The organism is Ureibacillus endophyticus (genome assembly GCF_003628435.1).
Classification (GTDB): domain Bacteria; phylum Bacillota; class Bacilli; order Bacillales_A; family Planococcaceae; genus Ureibacillus; species Ureibacillus endophyticus.
This window is the reverse complement of the sequence record NZ_RBZN01000053.1, coordinates 1-20,170: the sequence shown is the minus strand read 5'-3', so window position 1 is coordinate 20,170 and position 20,170 is coordinate 1. Positions and strand designations below refer to the sequence as shown.

Here is a 20,170-nt window from a genome sequence, read left to right as displayed (position 1 = left end):
TTTAGCGGTAGTCGGAAACGTAGTGCGGTTGGCAGACCATTCAGCGCGTCTTTAGACGTGGGCCAGTAACCCAGCGTTTCACGCGCAGAGAAAACCACCAGTTCGACTGGTGGTTTTTATTTTTAATTAACTGACAATCTATAAAATGTCAAAAATATGATAAAATTTATAGGGTTAATATTTTTTGAAACAGTATCGTAAAGATTGTAAAAGTTTTTCCGATATATAGAAAGTAGTAGTTAAATATGTTATTTATTTGATATAAAACGGTAAATTTAGAATATTAAACCAATAAAACAGTAATATATACCAATCTATTATTTTCCTTTGACAACCAACATATGCTACTACTATAATAAAAATAGTTATTGAGTTTAACAATAACATTTATGAGAATATTAACTATTTGATATTTTAGGAGGAACTTCTCTATGACACAATATAAAAAATTCGTAGCAACAGCTGCTACAGCAACACTAGTAGCATCTGCAATCGTACCAGTAGCTTCTGCTGCAGGATTTACTGATGTAGAAAACAACGGTCACGCACAAGCAATCAATGCTTTAGCAGATCAAGGAATTATCAACGGATATCCAGATGGTACTTTCAAACCTAACAAAGAATTAACTCGTTCTGACGTTGTTAAATTATTAGGTAAATACTTAGTATCTAAAGGTTACTCTATTCCAGCTGATGCTAAAACAAAACAACGTTTCAACGATGTTCCTGTTAACTACAAAGACCCAGAATTAGTAGAATATGCTGCATTAGTAAAAGATGCTGGCGTATTCCAAGGTTCAAACAACAATCTAAACGCTTCAAACAAAATTACTCGTGGTCAAATGGCTCTTGTAGTTGTTCGTGCATTAGATGCATTAAACGATACTGATTTAGTAAGCTTTGTAGCTGAACAAGATTTCGAGAGAGAAGTTATAGACTTAGACTCAGCTTCTAAAGAACAACAAGGTGCTATCGATGTATTAGACTTCTACGATATCACTAAAACTCCTAACTACAATCCAAAAAGTTCAACTACTCGCGGACAATTCGCTTCATTCTTATACCGTGCAATTAATGTTGAATTAGAAGTACCTGAAGTAGAGTTAGAAGTTAAAGATGTAGTAGTAGTAGATGCAAAAACATTAAATGTTACTTTATCTGATGATACAACTCATGTTGTTACTTTAGAAAAAGCTTTAGAAGCTAACAAAGAAACTGAAGTTACATTTACTATTGATGAAAAAGAATATTCTGCTAAGGTTACATACGTAGTTGAAGCAATTAAAGTAGAATCAGTTAAAGCAATTAACCTTAAACAAGTTGCTGTAACTTTCAACAACGAAGTAGATGTTGAATCTGCTGAAAACGAAGCTAATTATGCATTAACTGGTGATTTAACTGTTGCAGATGCAAAAGCTGATGGCAACACAGTTGTACTTACATTAGCTGCTAATGCTGAACAACAAGCATCTGTAGAATTAACTGTTGAAAATGTTAAAGATGCGAATGGATCAGTTGTAGAAAAAACAACTAAAGCTGTTAAATTCTTTGACGCAACTGCACCTGCAGTTTCTTCAGTTGAAGCTATTGGACCAAAAACATTAAAAGTTAATTTCTCAGAACCATTAAAAGAAGCTCCAAATTTCAAATTAAATAACGGTACATTAGCAATTGTTAATACTTCATTTACTGCTGGTGATTCAGAAGCTATCCTTACTTTAGGAACAAACCTTTCTGAAGGTTCACACAGCCTAGAAGTTTCTGGTGGTAAAGATTATGCAAACTTTGCTATCGAAAAGCAATCTACTTCATTCAATTATGTTCTTGATGTAACTGCACCAACAGCTACTGTTAAATCAGCTACAGAAACTCAAGTTGTACTTGAATTTAGTGAAGATGTAGTAAATGCTGATAATGAAAATGTAGAATACTATCACACATACAAAGGAACTAATGCATATAAAGCATCTAATGTTACTGTTGATGGTAAAGAAGTTACTCTAACTTTTGAAAATCCACTACCTGCTGGGGATGCAAAAATCTTTGTTTCATATAAAAATGAAAAAGGAACAAAAATCCAAGACGCAACAGGAAATGTATTTGAAGCTGCTACTCTAAATGCTAATGTAGTATCAGATGTAACTGCACCAACAGTATCTAAAGTTGTTGTTACAGACAATACTAAAATTGATGTTACATTTAGCGAATCAGTTTTAGGAGCAACTGATAAAGCTAATTACATTCTTAAAGACGCTGCGGGTGATGTAGTAGCGATTAGCTCAGTTACAAACCTAAGTGGTAACACATATCGTATTGCTACACCAGTATTAAATGGAGGTTCATATACTCTTACTGTTAAAAATGTAACAGATGCTTCAATTCGTGAAAATAAAATGGCTGATTTCACTACAAATGTTACTGTTGAAGACTTAGTGGCGCCAACTATCGTTGATACTGATAATGTAACAAACGGTACTCAAGTTAAGCAAATTGCTGACAACAAAGTGAAAATCGAGTTCAGTGAAGTAATGAATGCTTCATCAATTACTAACAAAGCTAACTACAAATTTAACGAAGCTGCATTAGGTGCTAAAGATACAGTTGAAGCTGTTGACGGTAACAAAGCAGTTGTAATCACTATTGACGGTGGATTAGACGGCGATGACACAGTATCAGTAGGACGTGTACAAGACGTTGCTGGTAACTACATTGAGCAATTTGAAACTGTTTTAGATATCGTAGCTCTTTCTAATGTTGATGTTGATAAAGTAGAAGTAACTGGTAAAAACTCAATCAAATTAACATTTGATGAAGTTATTACAAACGCTACAGTAAATGACTTTGAATATACATTAGATGATACTTCTGATACTGTAGAATGGAAAACTCCTGTTGCTATTTCTACAACTGTAGCAGATGGTAAAACTTATATCACTTTAACTGTTGCTGATATTACTGATACTACTGCAGCTAAAATCGCTGTTCGTACTACTGATGAAGAAGCAACTGAAAGTGCTAAAAACGTATATGGTACAGCTCTATTATTCTCTTCAACTGAAGCAGAAGATAAATATGCTCCTGAATTAACAGGTGCTACTTTTGATGGAATAGTAGGAGATGGAAATGATGACACAGTTGTAATTACTTTCTCTGAAGATTTATATGTAGCTTCTGTACAAGAAAGTGACTTCACTGTTGAAGGTTATACTATTAAAGGTATCGAAGTTGATGGAGAAACTGTTACACTAACTGTAAAAGACTCTACTACAGGAACTGCAACTCCTAAAGTAACGCTTGTAGGTGAAGTAGAAGATACTTTACGTAATGTTGCTAAAGGACCAAAAGAAGTAACAGTTGCTGAGTAATCGTTAAAGTTTACATGAACATAGGGTCTCATCCCGATGGATATGTAGTAAGAATAAGCCTTGTGGAGAGAAATCTCTACAGGGCTTTTCTTTTTTGATAGTAATAGAAATCAATAATTTCAATTGGTGATGAATCTATTAGGCATAAAACATGTTCATAATGTTACTATAAAAGATAACGTTTATTTTAACTAAACTTAAATAATAATTTCCTTTAATAACATTTTTATCTCATGGTACAATGGTAATATACCTATTCAGATGAAGTATTTTAGATTAAAAGTTTATACCATGAAAAATAAATGTAATACATAGAAAGGGGATTTATTTAATGATTAAAAAATCATCCTCAAAAACAAAAAACAAAAAGTTTAAACTCTTCACAGCCACAACAATGGCCCTAGCGACTACTGCAGCGGTTGTTGTTCCTGTTACTGCAGAAGTGAATAATCCGTTTACTGATGTAAAACCTGGTAGCTCTCATTATGAAGGGATTGTTTCTCTATACAACCAAGGTATTGTAACTGGTATTACTTCAACTAGCTTTAAACCTAATCAAAATGCAACACGTGGTGAGACGGCACAATTTATTGCGAATGCTTTAAATTTGGATACTACCAATGTGACAAATCCAGGATTTAAAGATGTTCCAAAAGGTCACAAATATTATGGTGCGATTGCGGCCCTATATGAGCGCGGAATTATCGGTGGATATGGGGATGAGTTTAAACCAAATAACTTGTTAACACGTTCACAAATAGCGAAAATGCTTACTTTAAGCTTTGACCTTAATTTAGCAGGATCGGCTAAAACGAAATTTACTGATGTGAATAAACTTAGCGATACAAATACTAAACTTTATATTCAAACTTTAGTAGATTACAGTATTACGACTGGTACTACCCCTACTACTTTTAGTCCAAATGGCAATTTAACACGTGGTCAGCTCGCAACGTTTTTATACAGATCGATGAACCAAACGGGAGATTCCTTCGAGATTATTGGAATTGAATAAGTTACACTAAAAGCGTCCTCATAAATGAGGGCGTTTTTTGAGCTCTATCGACTTTGTTAATTTTTCACAACTTCATAGGATTCACTCAAGAAAAAAAGTATTGTGTTATAATATTAAAGATTACTATAAAAGGAGGGCGTTTGATGTGCGAAAGAAGAGAATACTTACAACATCTTTAGTTGTTGTATTAACAAGCACTTTATGGTTTTCAAAAACAGAAGCATCAAACGTCGTTGAAAGTTCTAAACAAGTCTCCCAATCCTATTCTTCCACTCACTATTTTAAAGATGTGAAAAAAACGTTTTGGGCTGCAGAATCTATTAAATCCTTTGTAGATAAAGGTTTTATTCAACTGTATTCAGATGGTTCTTTTAAGCCAAATAGTATTGCCACAAGGGAAGAAGCTGCTTGTGCCATTGCAAGAGCGATGGGGATTTCTTTAGAATCTGATTTTAACCTAAATGCGACAGATGTACCTGAAACACATCCTTACTATAAAGAAATTCGTAAGCTTGCTGAATTAGGAATTATACAAAACAATAGTAAATTTAATCCGAAAGAGCCGTTAAATCGTGCTCATGTTTCAAAAATGTTAGCCAATGCGTTTGAAATTGAAGTGGATCAAAAAAATACAAAAACGTTCAAAGATTATCCTTCGACATTTTGGGCCAAAGATATAATAGAATCATTGGCTGATGTAGGAGTTATTAATGGTACATCAACTACAACATTTTCACCTAACAATCCTGTATCTCGTGTACAATTAGTAGAATTAACGAAACGTGCAATGGATTTTCAAGATAAGGTAGAAAATTTAGAAGTAGCCTATGATTACTTGGCAAAAGATTATATATCAACAACGATTACTGCTGAAAATTGGGCGAAGGAAGTAGTTTCTCTTGTTAATGTGGAAAGAGAAAAACATAGTTTAGCACCATTACAAAGCGATGAGGAACTACAACAATTGGCCATAATCAAAGCTCAAGATATGATAAAAAGAAAATATTTTGACCATGATTCTCCGTTTTACGGTTTGCCGTGGGATATGGCGACACTATTCGACTATCAATATACAAGTTTTGGAGAGAATATTGCTCGTAACTTTAATACACCTAAGGAAGTTGTTGCGGCTTGGATGGCCTCTGAAAAACATCGCTCAAATATTTTAAAGCAGAATTATACAAACATAGGCATTGGAATTAAGAAAGATAGAAATGGAAAATTCTATTGGGTTCAACTATTTTCTAGTAAATAATTATGGTAAAAACTTCTTGCTTTATTACAATGATATTACTTATATAATATATTACTTACGAATAAGGTCTCTAAAAACCGCTGAATTTCTATATTTATGTAGAAATTCAGTATTTTTTGTTTACTAGAAAACGTTACATAATTGAAAAGTAATTTGGTAATTTTCTATGATACTCTTTATTTAGGCAAAAAAAGCTATGGGCTTTTTGGAAGGAGTATCTAACATCATGAAAAAAAGATTGTTATTACCGATCTTTGCATCATTTATGCTATTTACTGGTATCGGTGCAAATACAACAGAAGCAGCAACATTTTCAGATATAAAAGAAACAGCATCACAATACATAGGAACACCATATAAATACGGTGGAACAACACTAAATGGAATTGACTGTTCTGCATATACAAGTCTGGTATTTTCAAAATTCGGCATTGATTTAGAACGTACTTCAAGAGCGCAATATACACAAGGAACTGCGGTGTCGAAATCTAATCTTCAAACAGGAGATTTAGTTTTCTTTAATACATCAGGTTCTGGTATTTCACACGTTGGAATTTTTATTGGTGATGGAAAATTTATTTCTGCAACAACTAGTAGAGGTGTTGCAATTGATAGTATAAACGGTGGCTATTGGGGTCCAAAATATGTTGGGGCGAAGCGAGTAGCAGACTTTAGTAATGAAGTAGCAGAAGTTAAAGATGCTGCAATTGATTTTACTTATTACATTTCTCGTGGAGATGTAGCATTAAAACTTGCAGAAGCATTAAAATTAGATACAACTAATACGAATTCACCTTTCCCAGATGTTAAATCAACATCTGAATATGCGGGTGCTACTACTGCGCTTAATAAACTAGGTGTTTTCACTGGTAATGTAGAGGGTAAATTTAATCCAAGATCTGCGTTAACACGTGCACAACTTGCTAAAGTATTAGTGGAAGCGTTTAATTTAAAATTAGCTGATGGTGCAGAACAATTTACGGATGTATCTAAAGGCGATTGGTCATATGAATATATTCAAATTCTATCTTCGAATAAAATTACATATGGTAAAGGTGACGGCACATTTGGTGTAAACGAAAAAGTGACAATCAAGCAAATGGATGCATTTATAGATCGCTTAAAACTTATTTCGAAAAACTAATTTAGTGTGTAGGTTCGAGCTAATAGGGCTACCAATCTTGTAGGCAGAACTTTTACATAAAGCATTCAATTTGAATGCAAAAGAAGGGGGGCATTTATTTGCTCCTCTTCTTTTTTTATTAAAAAAGAGAGTGACGAAAATACTGTTACAAAATTATTAAATTGTAGGAATTTGTGAAATAAGGTAGAAAAGCCTGATGCATGAATTTGTCTAATTTGGTAGAATAGGAAATACAAATATAAGAAGGGAGGAAGTGGAACATTGTCTTTAAAAAAGGTCAGTCTGATTGTAGTATTCTTCGTGGTGTCAATGTTTACGATACATAGTGTAAGTGCTAGCCAACGATTTGCAGATGTCCCTTCGTCAAACGCAGCGTATGAAGAAATCAACTATCTTGTCGACCGGGGAGTTATTAAAGGGTATGAAGAAAATGGTGTAACTAAATACAAGCCAAATAACCCTGTTACTCGTGGACAAGCAGCAAAAATGGTGATCGAATCTACTAATAATAAACCATTAGTAGTATCACAATCTTCATTTACAGATGTAAAGGTAGGGACAGAGCTTTCAGGTTATGTTGAAAGTGTTGTAAAACTTGGTTTCATTGCAGAAAAGAGTAAAGGGGTATTTTCACCGAACACGCCTTTAACACGTAATGAGATGGCTAAAGCATTGTCAATTGCCTTTAACTTAAATGCAGAAAAATATGCAAATTTATCAATTCCTTTTACAGATGTTTCAGTAAACAATGCTTACTATAAATATATTGCAGCAATCTACTATAACGGAATTACAAAAGGTAGTGCTACTGGAACAACTTTCAATCCAACAGAATCAGTTACTCGTGCCCAATTTGCTTCATTTGTAGCACGTGCATCTGAAGAAAAGTTTCGTTTAGAATTACCAGTTCAAGGTGTTACAGTACCAAACGAAGCGGAGAAAATTGGACAAGTTGTATCAACGACAGATGGTTTAAATGTTCGAACTTCAGTATCAGTTGCTGATAATTCAAATATTATTGGTCAAATTGATAAAGGAGATACTTTACCATTATTTGAGGTTTTAAATGGATGGTATAAGGTTTCATATAATGGTCGCTATGCATACATTTCTGCAGCCTACTCAAAAGAGGTTGGGTCTGAGCCAGAAACTCCAGTAGAAACTCCTGAAGTGGAAGAGCCAGAAATTGAAGAACCTGAAGTAGAGGAACCAGTTGTCGAAACGCCAGGCGCGACAAATACAATTGGTATCGCAACAGTGAATAGCTTGCATATTCGTGCTGCTGCAAATGCTTCTTCAAAGTCTTTAGGTGTAATTAACCGTGGTACAGAAGTGAATGTCTACTCTACAGAAGGTAAGTGGGCAAAAATTTCTTATAAAGGTATTGAAGGGTATACTTCGAAAAAATATTTACGCCTAGTGAATGTTACAGGAAGTGCAGTGAAGGGTCGTATTATCGTCTTAGATCCAGGACATGGAGGGAAAGATCCAGGAGCATCAAGTAGTGGTGCTGTTGAAAAGAAAATCGTATTAGAAGTTGCAAAACTAGTTCAACAAAAACTAGAAGCTGCTGGAGCCATCGTTCACATGACACGTGTTTCCGACACATTCCCAACATTGGATGACCGTGTGAAGTTTTCAGAAAGTAAGAATGCCGAAATCTTTGTAAGTATTCATGTTAACTCAGCTACAAATACTTCTGCAAAAGGAACGGAAACTTACTATAGCGTTTCTTCAAATGATAATGAGAAAGAAGATTATCGTTTGGCAAGTGCGATTAATTCACAAATCGTCAAAAATGCAGATATGAATGACCGTAAAGTAAAACGTGCTGATTACTACGTTATACGAAATCAACTCATTCCATCTGTACTAGTAGAGTTAGGTTTTGTATCCAATGCTGAAGACCGTGCAAAACTAGTAAATAGTAAGTATGTTGAAATTTTCGCAGATTCCATTTATAAAGGAATTCTCGAATACTATACGAAATAATCAAAAACTGATGAAAACGTTTATGTTTTCATCAGTTTTTTTAATGGGTGCTAATTGTAAGTTTCTATTCTATTAACCTCGCCAATAAAAAACTGCATCACCAATTGTCGACCAATTAGTGATGCAGATGTTATTAATATTTTGGAAGTACTGTTACTAAATCTCCACGAATCCAAACAAATTTTGCGATGGATGGATCATCTGAGTAGACTTTGTACCATACATAGCCGTCAGAGCCGATTGTTTCTTCGACAATTGCAACAGGATAGCCGAACTCTTTTGATTCGCCTGTCCATTTTTGTCTGTACGTGAAGGCGATACCGCTGTTTGTAGATGCTTCTAGGCGCGTATTTACAGAACCTGTACCAGTTGGAACCATTCCAATATGGGATTTACCATAATCTTTTAAGCCGTACTTAGCATCGATTCTATACATATGTCCTGCGATTTTTGCACCCCAATGTGGATCAGATGCATAATAAACATTGATACCTGTTGTTTTGTTACCAGGAACTGCTCCGAATGGATAAACGGCAGTTTGTGGAACATAGCGCTTATTCATATAACGTTGAACAAATGCCTTCACACTATCGGCTGGTGTTGCATATTTTTCACCTAGCGATTCATTGGAGTCATACACTTGAATACCAAACAAGTTATTTTTCGTTTGTGCATTTGTGCTCATTCCGTAATTACTTTCGTGAATGGCAGCTGCTAGAATGAATAGCGCGTTAATATGTTCAGTTTCTTCCATGGATTTAATCGTTTTACCTAACCCGATTAATTTCGATTTTGTAGTGGCATTTTTATATTGGTCCCCACCGAATGCTTGGCGGTTTTCAAGTTCTGCCATAATAATTTTTTCTAAATCACTTGCCGTATAACTACTTGGTAGACGTACAGAAGCAAATTGGAAGTAAGGGAAATATGTTCCTACTAAACTATTGTTTCGATTATAGAAATGAACACCGTCAAAACTATAATATTTTGCACCAGATTGCATAAATTTCGGCGCTGGACCTACTGAATATTTACCTTCATATGCTTTTTTCGAATGATTGTAAATGCGATGAACAAGCATGGAATCCTCGATATAATATTCATCACGGCCATCAATTAGATCTGTTGGAATTAAAGTAACAGCAGATGGTTTTGCGTAACCAACTACATCTCCTAGTTGTACAATGACATAATCACCGTTTGCAGATGTACCGTTGTATTTTAATTCACGTCCTAATTGTGTATAAGTGATTTGTTTTTTAAAGGTTTTATCTTCATAGATTGAAGTCGTTTTTGCAGTCGTATCTGAAGCATAAGCTAATCCGCTCGACATTTTTACGATATTGTCACCTTTGAAAATTAAATTTAGATTACCAGATGCATTTAAAGCAGATAAAGCTTGTTCGTATGTTGTATAAATTGTAGGATTTTTTGATACAACACCGTTTGTAACTTTACCAATGTAGTATTTAGATGAATCTACATTTCCGGTATTATTATTTTGGTTGCCATCAGTATTTTTAGCAACTTCTAATGTACGGTAAAGATAAGCTGCTGCATGTGCTTTTGTTGCTGAATCTCCTGGATTAAAGTAAACACCATTTGCCGTATGTGCACCACGAATAATGTTATAATAAACAGAAGTGGACACAGCTTTAACAAAAGAATTATCAATTTTGTTATTATCCTTAAACGTTAATGGTGCTTGGTGTAAAGGTACATCTAAATACCTCAAAGCGTTGTATAGCATACCTGCCATTTGTTGACGTGTAATCTTTTGATTTGGTTTAAAAGTTCCGTCAGCATAACCACCTAAAATACTAGCCCCTGCTGCATTTTGAATTTCCTGTGCTTCACGAGTTCCTTGTTTCAAATCCGAAAAAGTATATTTCGTTGAATCAGGTAACTCTAGTGCACGTGCAATGTATGAAGCAAATTCGCCACGTGTAACAGCACTATTTGGATTGAAATTCCCTTTTGCATCAGGGAGAATGACGCCTTTCTCCGCAAAATATGTAAGTTCGAATTTCATCTGATGGTTACTTATATCATTTGCGAAGGAAGTGTTTGTTCCGATTGAGAGTATGAAAATAATCGAAAATAGAAAAATAGTAATCTTTTTTAGCAAATTATTGCCTCCCTTCCATTACGCTCCTATTTTATCAATTTTCGCTATAGATTAATAGAGAAAATCAAACTATTAAAAGGTTTGTAATAAAAGTGCAACCATATTATACTTAAACTCGTCGTAAACTTGATTAAAATAAAAAAATGATAATTGGAGATTCTATAATAAATTAGTTGGGATGGGTCTCCAGCCTAAATATAGAGGTGTGAATAAAGAAAAATAGAGAGGATAGAAATTGATGGTAGACATTTCCACAGAAATCAGAAAAAAAGAATGGCTAGAAATTGCATTAGCTGTGGCTGTTTTAATTGCGGGGACGCTGTTGCCTTCTCAAATTGCGTTAATCACCACTTCCGTTTTCTTCGTGCTCTTTGCATTTTTTAAACCATTCCAAAGTTTAGTCATCTTAATTCCATATGTTATTTTCCGAACACTTTTTACTGATTTAAATAGTGGGATGAAGTTAATTGGGGATTTAATAACAATCGTAGTTCTGTTCCGCTTGTTATTACTTAATTTAAAAAACTGGAAAACATGGTTACATTTTAAAAAGTTTGAATGGTTTTTCTTTATCTTTTTAATTTTTGGTGCAGGTATCGGTTATTTAACAGGTGTTTCAATTTCCGCAATCATATTCCAAATTCGAACATTTTTAATTATGTATCTACTTTATTACATATTAAGCCGAAGCGAATTACCGAAAAACTTCTTCGTCAAGTTAGCATGGATTACGGTATTTTCTGGATTCGTGTTATTTGTGCAAGGTGTAGTTGAAAAAATTTCACTCCGCCGTATGTGGATGCCAGAAGCTTGGACGGAAAAAGTATTATCTGCTACAAACTTTGTGCGTATCTATGGATTGGTAAATAATCCAAACTCTCTTGCACTGGTAATTTTCTTTGCAATTAGCGCGACATTTTTCCTTCGCTGGGTGTATAAAGATGGACGATATAAATGGCTTCTGTTAATTTCACAAGTTGCGTTTATGGGGTTACTTTTATTAACCCTTTCTCGAGGAACATGGATTTCTTCATTTGTATTTGTCGTATTCTTTATTCTAGTATCAAGAAATTGGAAAATGTTGAAGCGAATTTCACTCACTGTCATTGTTTCACTCATTCTTGTGTATGTGCCAGTGAATATTGGTACAATGCTTGTCCAAAACTATGGAAGTGATGTAAGTGGGGCTCCATCGGTTGGAGGCTTAACAAATCGTTTTGCTGAGACATTTGATGAAGGAAATCTTGAATTAATGGCTCAAAGTGGACGAGTATTCTATATTAAAAAAGGATTTGAAGTATTTTTTGACCATCCAATAACAGGTACAGGTTTTGGTACTTTCGGTGGTTCTGCAACATTATCTTATGATTCGCCAATCTATGAGAAATACGAAATTCGTTCTGATATTTATGGCGGCAAAAACTTCTATTCAGATAATCAATATATTCAAGTCATTGCAGAAACAGGTGCAATCGGTGTTATCCTGTTTGCAGGTTTCTTACTAGCGATGGTGTGGATGTTCTGGAAAGATCGTAAACATCCATTTGGCCAATACATGTTTGCATTATGGTTTGCAACTGGTGTCTGTGGAATGGTTTATAATATTTGGGAACTAAAAGTTTATACAATGTTCTTCTTTATGTTGTATGGTATATGGTCAGCAACACATAAGCTATATCCAGAGTTACAGCTAAGTAAGGACGAAACTCAAAATTAATTTTTAGAAGACAAAGCGTATTTTAGGCTTTGTCTTTTTTTGTTGTGAAAATCCCGCCAAAAAGCTTTATAATTCCGCCAAAATCATAGGAAATCCCGCCAAAAACATCGATAATTCCGCCAAAATCCCAAATAATCCCGCCAAACAACAAAAAAGCGACAGTCACAAAATAAATTGTACTGTCGCTTTTTATCAATTTTCCCAATGTAATATAAGAATTCCCTTAATGTAACAATAGTATCATAGATTATAATGGAGAAATTTGTTATCTTTATACATATAAGTAGATTGAGAGGAAGGTGACACGCTTCGTCAAGATTATGAAGCATTACAAATGAAAAGAAAATTTAATTTAGTAGTATCTTTCTTACTAGCATTCTCGTTGATGTTAGTTGGAGTCGAACAAGTGTATGCATTTCAAACGACAAATGACTCATACCCAGTTTCACAGGGGGTAAAATATTCGAATTATACATATTCTAGTAAGCCTATTAATCATTTAGAAGTTGATTTATCTAATCCATATACGGAGCTAGAACTTGGCTTACCGTCTCCTATCAATACTGTTTCGACATTAACGGATCGTGCCAATAAAGATTCAAGAGAAGGCAATCGTGTTGTCGGTGCAATCAATGCTAACTTCTATAATATGACAGATGGATATCCGCTCTATTTAATCTCTCAAAATAACAATATTGTAATGCCAGAAGTACTTTCTGATACAAAACAATATTATGTAAGTGAGCCAATTGCCTTTGGGGTTACTTCAAATGGATTGGCTGAAATCGATTATTATGATAGCGATATTATTGTTCAATACAATAATCAAAGCGTTGAACTAAACGGTTTAAACCGTACACGTGAATCAAACGAGGGTATATTATATACGCCTCAATATTTAGTTTCAAAAACGCCAACGAATAAATATGGGATGGAAGTAATTGTCGAAACATCTCAAACAATTGGGGCAACAAAATTTGGACAAACATTAACAGGGAATGTAACTGCAATCCGTAATTATGGGGATGAAAATAGACCAAAAATTCCTCGTAATGGTTTTGTTTTATCTTTTAACGGAAAAGCAATGGAGAAATTTAAAAATGTAAAAATTGGTGAGCAAATTTCTGTATCGATTTCCATTGATTCAAAATGGCAAGACGCTAAATTTATCATGGCAAGTGGACCATTACTTGTGTATGGTGGAAAAGTTAACGTTACAATGGATACAACTAGTTCCCGTGCAAGACAAGTAACTCCTCGTACAGCCGTTGCAGTTAGTAAAGATAAGAAAAAAGCACATCTTATTACAGTAGATAAAGGAATGTCTCTTGCTCAATTTGCTGCGTATTTAGAGAAACTTGGTGTAGATCGTGCAATCAACCTTGATGGTGGTGGCTCTACAACAATGGGTATCCGTAAATACGGAAGCAATACAGTTGTTTTAGCAAACAGCCCATCAGGTGGCACACAACGTAAAATTTCAGCAATCATTGAAGCAGTGAGTACAGGTGCAACAGGAACTGCGACTACAATGAAAGTAACACGAGATCAAATTGGTACAATGTTAGTTGGTTCAACGGTTACTTTAAAACCGAACTATCTACTGGACGAGCACTATAATCCACTACCAATTAGTGTGAATGATTTTATCATTACATCTTCTAAGAATTTAGTAACAGTAAATGGATTAAGTTATACGGCTGCTACACCTGGTTCTGATTCAATTACAGTTCAAAACGGTAATGCACGTCAAAATATTTCAGTAACAGTGGTTGATGCGCCTGCAAGTCTATCAATCTCTTCAACTAGCAAAACGATTGAACAAGGAGCATCTATGCAATTTACTGCCAAAGCAAAAGATGCAAATGGCAACAATTTAATTTATGCACCATCTCAATTAAAATGGACTGTTGAAGGGGATATCGGTACAATTAGCAGTACTGGTCTATTTAAGTCAAATGGTAAAGATGGTAAAGGGAAAATTAAAGTTACTTTAGGAACAAAAACAGTTTCAACAGACATTGAAATTAATAAAAAACCTATTTTCTCAGATATCAGTAATTCAAATCCTTATAAAGAAGAAATTCAATATTTAGTTGAACATGGTTTAATTAGTGGTTACGCAGATGGCACTTTCAAACCAAACGCTAATTTAACTCGCGCACATGCAGCAGTTTTATTAAGTCGCGCATTAAATTTGAATGTGTCTAAGGTAACGAATCCAAACTTTACAGATGTTCCGAGCAGTCACGTCTATTATAAGCAAATCGCTGCGATTGAAAATGCCGGAATTATGGGTGGAGTTGGCAATGGGAAGTTTAATCCAAGTGCCAATTTAACGCGTGCACAAATGGCTAAAATTCTTGTTGAAGCGTTTGATTTAAGTGGTACATCAGGAGAGAAATTTAAAGATGTGGGAGAAACGCATTGGGCAGCGCAGTACATCGATACGCTAGCAACGAATAAAATTACAACAGGTTACGGTGACAACACATTTAAACCAAATGTGGAAGTTTCTCGAGCACATTTCGCGGTATTCTTATATCGAGCAATAACTAAATAAGTTAGTAAGTTGGTGGGAAACTTTTGTTTTTCACCAACTTTTTTTGATTGGGATGGGGAAGCGCCCGTAAATCCTGAAAAACCGCCCATAAACTTGCGAAAAGCGCCCATAAATCCCGAAAAACCGCCCATAAACCCATTAATACCGCCCATAAATCACTAATAAACCAAACATCAATTCCACACTTCCACAATAAGACACTATTCGCGTCATTATGCTATACTCAAACATAGAAAAAAGTAAAAGGATGAAGGTACATTGAAAATTGGAATCGTAGGCAACTATGGAAATGATAATAATGGAGATGAGGCAATTTTATTAAGCATCATTCGTCAACTCCAAAAGGCATTCCAAATTGAAACAAGTAATATTACAGTGTTTAGCAATAATCCAAAACAAACAGCGGAGCAATACGGAGTAGAAAGTTACCCGCTTTATTATAAAAACGGCAACGCTATTAAAACATTTATGAAAACGTACAAATTAAATGTAAAAGTTGTTCAAAAATTAGATTTCGTCGTAATTGGTGGTGGCGGTATTTTAATGGACTTATACAAAAGGGAAGCACCACTGTACGGCTCTTATGCAATGATGGCGAAAAACTCAAATGTCCCTTATGTGGTATATGGTTGTGGGGCAGGTCCTTTAAATACAGGCTTAGGCAAATGGTTTATTAAATTCATGGCAAAACATGCTCAAAACATTTCGGTACGTGATCCAAAATCTAAACAATTGTTGCAACAAATCGGAGTCAAAAGAGAAGTGCATCTAATTGGGGATCCGGCATTTAGTTTAGAAGTGGAACGAAATGGATTTAGCGAGCGTCCTAAAAAAGTAGGCGTTACAGCAGTACCATATTATAATGCATCTTACTGGCCAACCGGGGATGAAACACTTTATAACAATTACATCATTGGCATGGCAACTAATTTGGATAAACTGATTGAAGAATTTCAGGTGGATGTAACATTTTTCGCAACGAAATATCCGCAAGATGCTGATGTGACAAAGGATATTCAACAAAAAATGAAACATGCTGACAAAACTTCTATTATTGATGAAAATTTAAAGCCACAAAAACTATTGGATCTTTCGGCAACTTTTGATTTATTAGTAGGAACACGTTTGCATTCTCTTATTTTAGCGACAGATGCAAATACACCGATTATTGGCGTTTCGTACCATACAAAAGTAAACGATTTTCTACAAATGGCTGGCTTAGGTGATTATTCAATTCCAATTGATTCATTACATGAAAGTGATGATCAATTTACAAAGCTAGTTTCAAAAATGGATAATGATTGGGAAGGCGCAAAACAATTAGCAGCAAATACTAATGGTGATTTTAAACAAAAATCGAGCCTCGGCTTAAAGTTATTGCAAGAAGGTGCGAGTAAATAATGAAAAAAGTATTCGTGATAAGCAATATGTATCCGTCAAAAGAGCATCTGTCTTACGGGATTTTCGTGAAAAATCAGGTAGAGCAGTTGCGTGCACAAGGGATTGAAACCATCTTAGCGGTGAATACAAATCCTAATACAGGGAAAGTCAATGTTTTAAAAAAATATGCAAGCTGGGCTGGACAAGTATACTCACTATTTCGCAAAAATAAATCGAGTATCGGGATTACTCATAGCCATTATGTTTTTCCAAGTGGGATGTTCTCTTACATATTAAAAAAACGCTATGGCATTCCATATGTTGTGACAGCTCATGGTGGCGATATTAATAAAATGGCTAAAAAAAGTGCGCGGATTAAAGGTTATACTGAAAAAATATTGCAGCATGCAGACCACATTATTGCAGTTGGAGAAGAGCTTGCTTCTGACATACAAAAGGATTTCCAAATATCGAAAGAACGAATTTCGGTTATGAGTATGGGGATAGATCGCACTGTTTTCCAAGAACCTGTAAACAAAAAAGACCAGGCTGCCTCCTTAGGTATGGACACTAGTCGAGTGAACTTTTTATTTGTCGGAAATATTATTCAAGAAAAAGGTGTGCAAGAATTAATCGAAGCCTTTTTAAAACTAGAAGAAAAATATCCTGAAAAAGCGGCTTTGTATACTATTGGATCAACTAAAAATGTTGCTTTTTCTAATCAAATGAAGGAACTTGCACAAAAAAGTAACCATATTCATTTCTTAGAGCCAATGCCCCAAAAGAAACTAGCAGGTTACTTCCAAGCTGCGGATGTTTTCGTCTTACCGTCTTACATAGAAGGGCTAGGTTTAGTTGCATTAGAGGCACTTGCATGTGGTACACCTGTCATTGCATCAGATGTCGGCGGGTTACACTACATGCTTCAAAATGATGCAGGGATTCTTGTACCACCAAAAAATGTAGGAGCTTTATACGGCGAACTGGAGCAAGTCATCCAACAAAATGGACAACTCCAAGTTGATCAAGAACAAATTCAGCAATTACTTAAGCTTCATGATTCGAAGGAAATTATAGCGCGTTTAACAGCGATTTACGAAAAGTATTCTGATTAGGGAATGATATATTTTGAAACGATTTTTAAAGATTGTCGGGGCAGTAGCAGCAATCAATGTTCTCGCAAGGCTATTTGGTTTCTTGCGGGAAATTATTATTGGAACACAATACGGTACATCCTATATTTCCGATAGTATTTTTAATGCCTACACGATTCCGAACTTTTTATATTTAGTTATTGGTGGCGCATTTACTACCGCTTTTATATCCATTTACCATAAAACGAAAAGTTCCATTGAAGATTATATAAGAAGAACTTTTACAACGATTTTGGTGTCAATTACGATTATTACTCTCATTTTTGTTGTATTTGGTGAAAGTATTTTACATATCGTTTTCCCTGAAGAAACAGGAAAAGAATTCGACATGTTACTTGAACTCTATCAATGGATGATGCCATCAACAATAATGTTAGTGCTGTCTACATGGTTAAGTGGTGTGCTAAACGTACAAGGGAAATTCCATTTATCGAGTTTTTCGGTACTCGTTTATAACATGTCCTTTTTAGTAATTTCAGTTGGATTGTCTTTAGTAATTGGTCCAATTGGTTATGGGATTGGTGCTTTAATCGGTGCGATTTTTATGGTCGGATTCTTACTTTTTGGGGTAAGAAAATTAGAGCATGTATCCTTTAAATTAAAATTTGAACGTGCGGAAGATCAAAAAGAGCTTTGGAAAGTTGCATTACCAATTATGTTAGGTGGAGCAACGGCACAGATGTATACATTACTTCAACGCATTTTTACAAGCCTTTTAGCAGAAGGTACGGTTTCAGCGATGAACTATGCAACAAAAGTGTCTCAATTTCCACAAGCAATCTTAATGACTGCGGTAACAACGGTTATCTATCCACTTCTTAGTAAAAAAGAAGGGGAAGGGGATGAGGCATCTGTAAAGGCCCTTTACCTAAAGGGAATGCGTATGCTGTACTTACTCGTGATGCCTATTTCAGTTTATTTCTTCTTCCAACCGGAAACAATCGTTCGAGTTGTTTTTGAATATAACAAATTTGGTGCTGCTTCAACGGCCATTACCGCACCGTTATTACAAATCTTTAGTTTAACGATGTTTTTCCTTGCAGCAAATACGTATATTACACGTTTCTATTATGCTAAGGGAAACTCGATGACACCTGTTATTTTTAGTTTAATTACTGTTTTTGGTATTAATATTGGAATAACTTATGCTTTAATCGATCGTTATGCTGGAGAAGCGGTTGCATGGGGAAATTTAATAAGCGCCATCATAAACTTCCTATTATTAGTGGCTTACTTACAATGGAAGTATAAATTAAATATCATAGATAAGAATAGCTTACAATTTATTAAGCTAGCTGTATTAACAATTGTGTTCGTCCTAATCAATTGGATGATTGCATCATTTATAGTAATTGATAATAAATTTATCCACATGATTGTGACATTGTTTGTGGCATTGATTGGATATGCAATCATTGTTTACTTATTGAAATTTGACGAGGTAAAAGGAACTATAAATAAAATTCGAAGTAAATTAGCCAAAAGTAACAAATGATTCAAATTAAAATAAGCATCGCAATTTTACAAATTTCCTATATTTAGTTAATTTTTAATATAATAGTTAGGGTTTATGGCATAATTATGATAAAATCCTTTTAAAACAAATATCTTTAATATATAATAAAATTAGTATAATTAAATGGAATATTCTGTTTTTTATAGTTAATATTTTATGGAACTGAATAGGAGAGAGTTAAATTGCCAAAGGGAAGAAGAGTAAACTCTAGTGGGGAAAAAAGTAAGAAATTACTATTAGAAAAAGCAATGGAGCTATTTTCTACTTATGGATATCACGAGACAAAAATTAGTGATATTGTAAAAGCGGCGAATCTAACTCAACCGACTTTTTACCTATACTTTCAAAGTAAAGAATCATTATATAAAGATTTAAATGAGGAATTTAAAACAAATTTCTTTCAATTAGTTGAACAGGATTTGAACGAAAGTAATATGGTGGAAAGTAATATTGAGAATCTTTTAGAACATGTCTTCACATATTTTACTGAAAATCCATACTTAACGAAAATCGGTTTTTACGATTCAGAGGAAGCTGTTGAGATTAAGGGAAAATTTGCAAATATAGTGTCAAAGAAATTACATGCTAGTTCTTTAAATGTTGAACCAATTATATTAGCAGATTCAATCGTTGGGGCTATTGAACGGTTAACTTTAACTGCACTATTGCCAAAGCTACGTGAACCAAAACAATTAGCAAAAGATATTGTAAACATCTATTTTGCAAATCAAAAAGAGCTTGTAGGATAAATTTACATAATTTCATCATGGTTCTTTATAACAAAATGGGCGTCTCAAATTATGAGATGCCCATATTTATTAGGTTCTATATTAATTGTTGGGGTTTGCCTACAATTTATGAAAAACAAAATGCACAACATCACCTATTTTTCTATACTTGAGTTGACTAGAAACAAGCAGAAAAAGGTGAGTTGTGCATTA

General features: G+C 34.5%; 13 protein-coding genes. 11 read left to right on the top strand and 2 right to left on the bottom strand.

Annotated features, from left to right (window positions below; translation table 11 throughout):
- The first annotated feature begins 431 nt into the window (after positions 1 to 431).
- The 5 genes from D8M03_RS15090 to D8M03_RS15070 all read left to right on the top strand — a co-directional run bounded on the left by D8M03_RS15090 (position 432) and on the right by D8M03_RS15070 (position 8,771).
- Positions 432 to 3,365 (top strand): S-layer homology domain-containing protein, encoded by a 2,934-nt coding sequence (locus D8M03_RS15090; RefSeq protein ID WP_121215651.1) that lies wholly within the window; start codon positions 432 to 434, stop codon positions 3,363 to 3,365.
- Positions 3,366 to 3,696: 331 nt separating this feature from the next.
- Positions 3,697 to 4,380 carry an S-layer homology domain-containing protein gene (locus tag D8M03_RS15085; RefSeq protein ID WP_245987632.1) on the top strand — a complete coding sequence of 228 codons (684 nt, stop codon included), beginning with the start codon at positions 3,697 to 3,699 and terminating at the stop codon, positions 4,378 to 4,380.
- A gap of 145 nt (positions 4,381 to 4,525) precedes the next feature.
- The gene (locus D8M03_RS15080; RefSeq protein ID WP_245987630.1) at positions 4,526 to 5,635 is read left to right on the top strand and encodes a CAP and S-layer homology domain-containing protein; all 1,110 of its coding nucleotides are present in this window, start codon (positions 4,526 to 4,528) and stop codon (positions 5,633 to 5,635) included.
- Between the two features lie 226 nt (positions 5,636 to 5,861).
- Complete coding sequence (locus D8M03_RS15075) at positions 5,862 to 6,779, top strand: C40 family peptidase (protein WP_121215650.1); 918 nt, start codon at positions 5,862 to 5,864, stop codon at positions 6,777 to 6,779.
- A 261-nt stretch (positions 6,780 to 7,040) separates the two neighbouring features.
- A complete protein-coding gene (locus D8M03_RS15070) occupies positions 7,041 to 8,771 on the top strand; it encodes an N-acetylmuramoyl-L-alanine amidase (protein ID WP_121215649.1) in 1,731 nt (576 codons plus the stop codon).
- Between the two features lie 133 nt (positions 8,772 to 8,904).
- On the opposite strand, the gene D8M03_RS15065 is transcribed toward D8M03_RS15070, so the two are convergent.
- Positions 8,905 to 10,899 (bottom strand): S-layer homology domain-containing protein, encoded by a 1,995-nt coding sequence (locus D8M03_RS15065; protein WP_121215648.1) that lies wholly within the window; start codon positions 10,897 to 10,899, stop codon positions 8,905 to 8,907.
- Between the two features lie 238 nt (positions 10,900 to 11,137).
- Here D8M03_RS15065 and D8M03_RS15060 point away from each other — a divergent pair, with 238 nt between their 5' ends.
- Complete coding sequence (locus D8M03_RS15060) at positions 11,138 to 12,616, top strand: O-antigen ligase family protein (RefSeq protein ID WP_121215647.1); 1,479 nt, start codon at positions 11,138 to 11,140, stop codon at positions 12,614 to 12,616.
- A 22-nt stretch (positions 12,617 to 12,638) separates the two neighbouring features.
- On the opposite strand, the gene D8M03_RS15055 is transcribed toward D8M03_RS15060, so the two are convergent.
- Complete coding sequence (locus D8M03_RS15055) at positions 12,639 to 12,821, bottom strand: hypothetical protein (RefSeq protein ID WP_121215646.1); 183 nt, start codon at positions 12,819 to 12,821, stop codon at positions 12,639 to 12,641.
- Positions 12,822 to 12,950: 129 nt separating this feature from the next.
- On the opposite strand from D8M03_RS15055, the gene D8M03_RS15050 reads away from it, so the two are divergent.
- From D8M03_RS15050 to D8M03_RS15030, 5 genes are all read left to right on the top strand, one after another.
- On the top strand, positions 12,951 to 15,179 hold the full coding sequence (locus D8M03_RS15050) for an S-layer homology domain-containing protein (RefSeq protein ID WP_121215645.1): 2,229 nt from the start codon (positions 12,951 to 12,953) through the stop codon (positions 15,177 to 15,179).
- Between the two features lie 258 nt (positions 15,180 to 15,437).
- Positions 15,438 to 16,580 (top strand): polysaccharide pyruvyl transferase family protein, encoded by a 1,143-nt coding sequence (locus D8M03_RS15045; protein ID WP_121215644.1) that lies wholly within the window; start codon positions 15,438 to 15,440, stop codon positions 16,578 to 16,580.
- Positions 16,580 to 17,674, top strand: coding sequence for a glycosyltransferase (locus D8M03_RS15040; protein ID WP_121215643.1), 1,095 nt, complete (start codon positions 16,580 to 16,582; stop codon positions 17,672 to 17,674). The genes D8M03_RS15045 and D8M03_RS15040 overlap by 1 nt, the downstream gene beginning before the upstream one ends.
- A 13-nt stretch (positions 17,675 to 17,687) precedes the next feature.
- Complete coding sequence (murJ, locus tag D8M03_RS15035; protein ID WP_121215642.1) at positions 17,688 to 19,208, top strand: murein biosynthesis integral membrane protein MurJ; 1,521 nt, start codon at positions 17,688 to 17,690, stop codon at positions 19,206 to 19,208.
- Between the two features lie 203 nt (positions 19,209 to 19,411).
- Positions 19,412 to 19,978 (top strand): TetR/AcrR family transcriptional regulator, encoded by a 567-nt coding sequence (locus D8M03_RS15030; protein ID WP_121215641.1) that lies wholly within the window; start codon positions 19,412 to 19,414, stop codon positions 19,976 to 19,978.
- Positions 19,979 to 20,170: the final 192 nt, after the last annotated feature.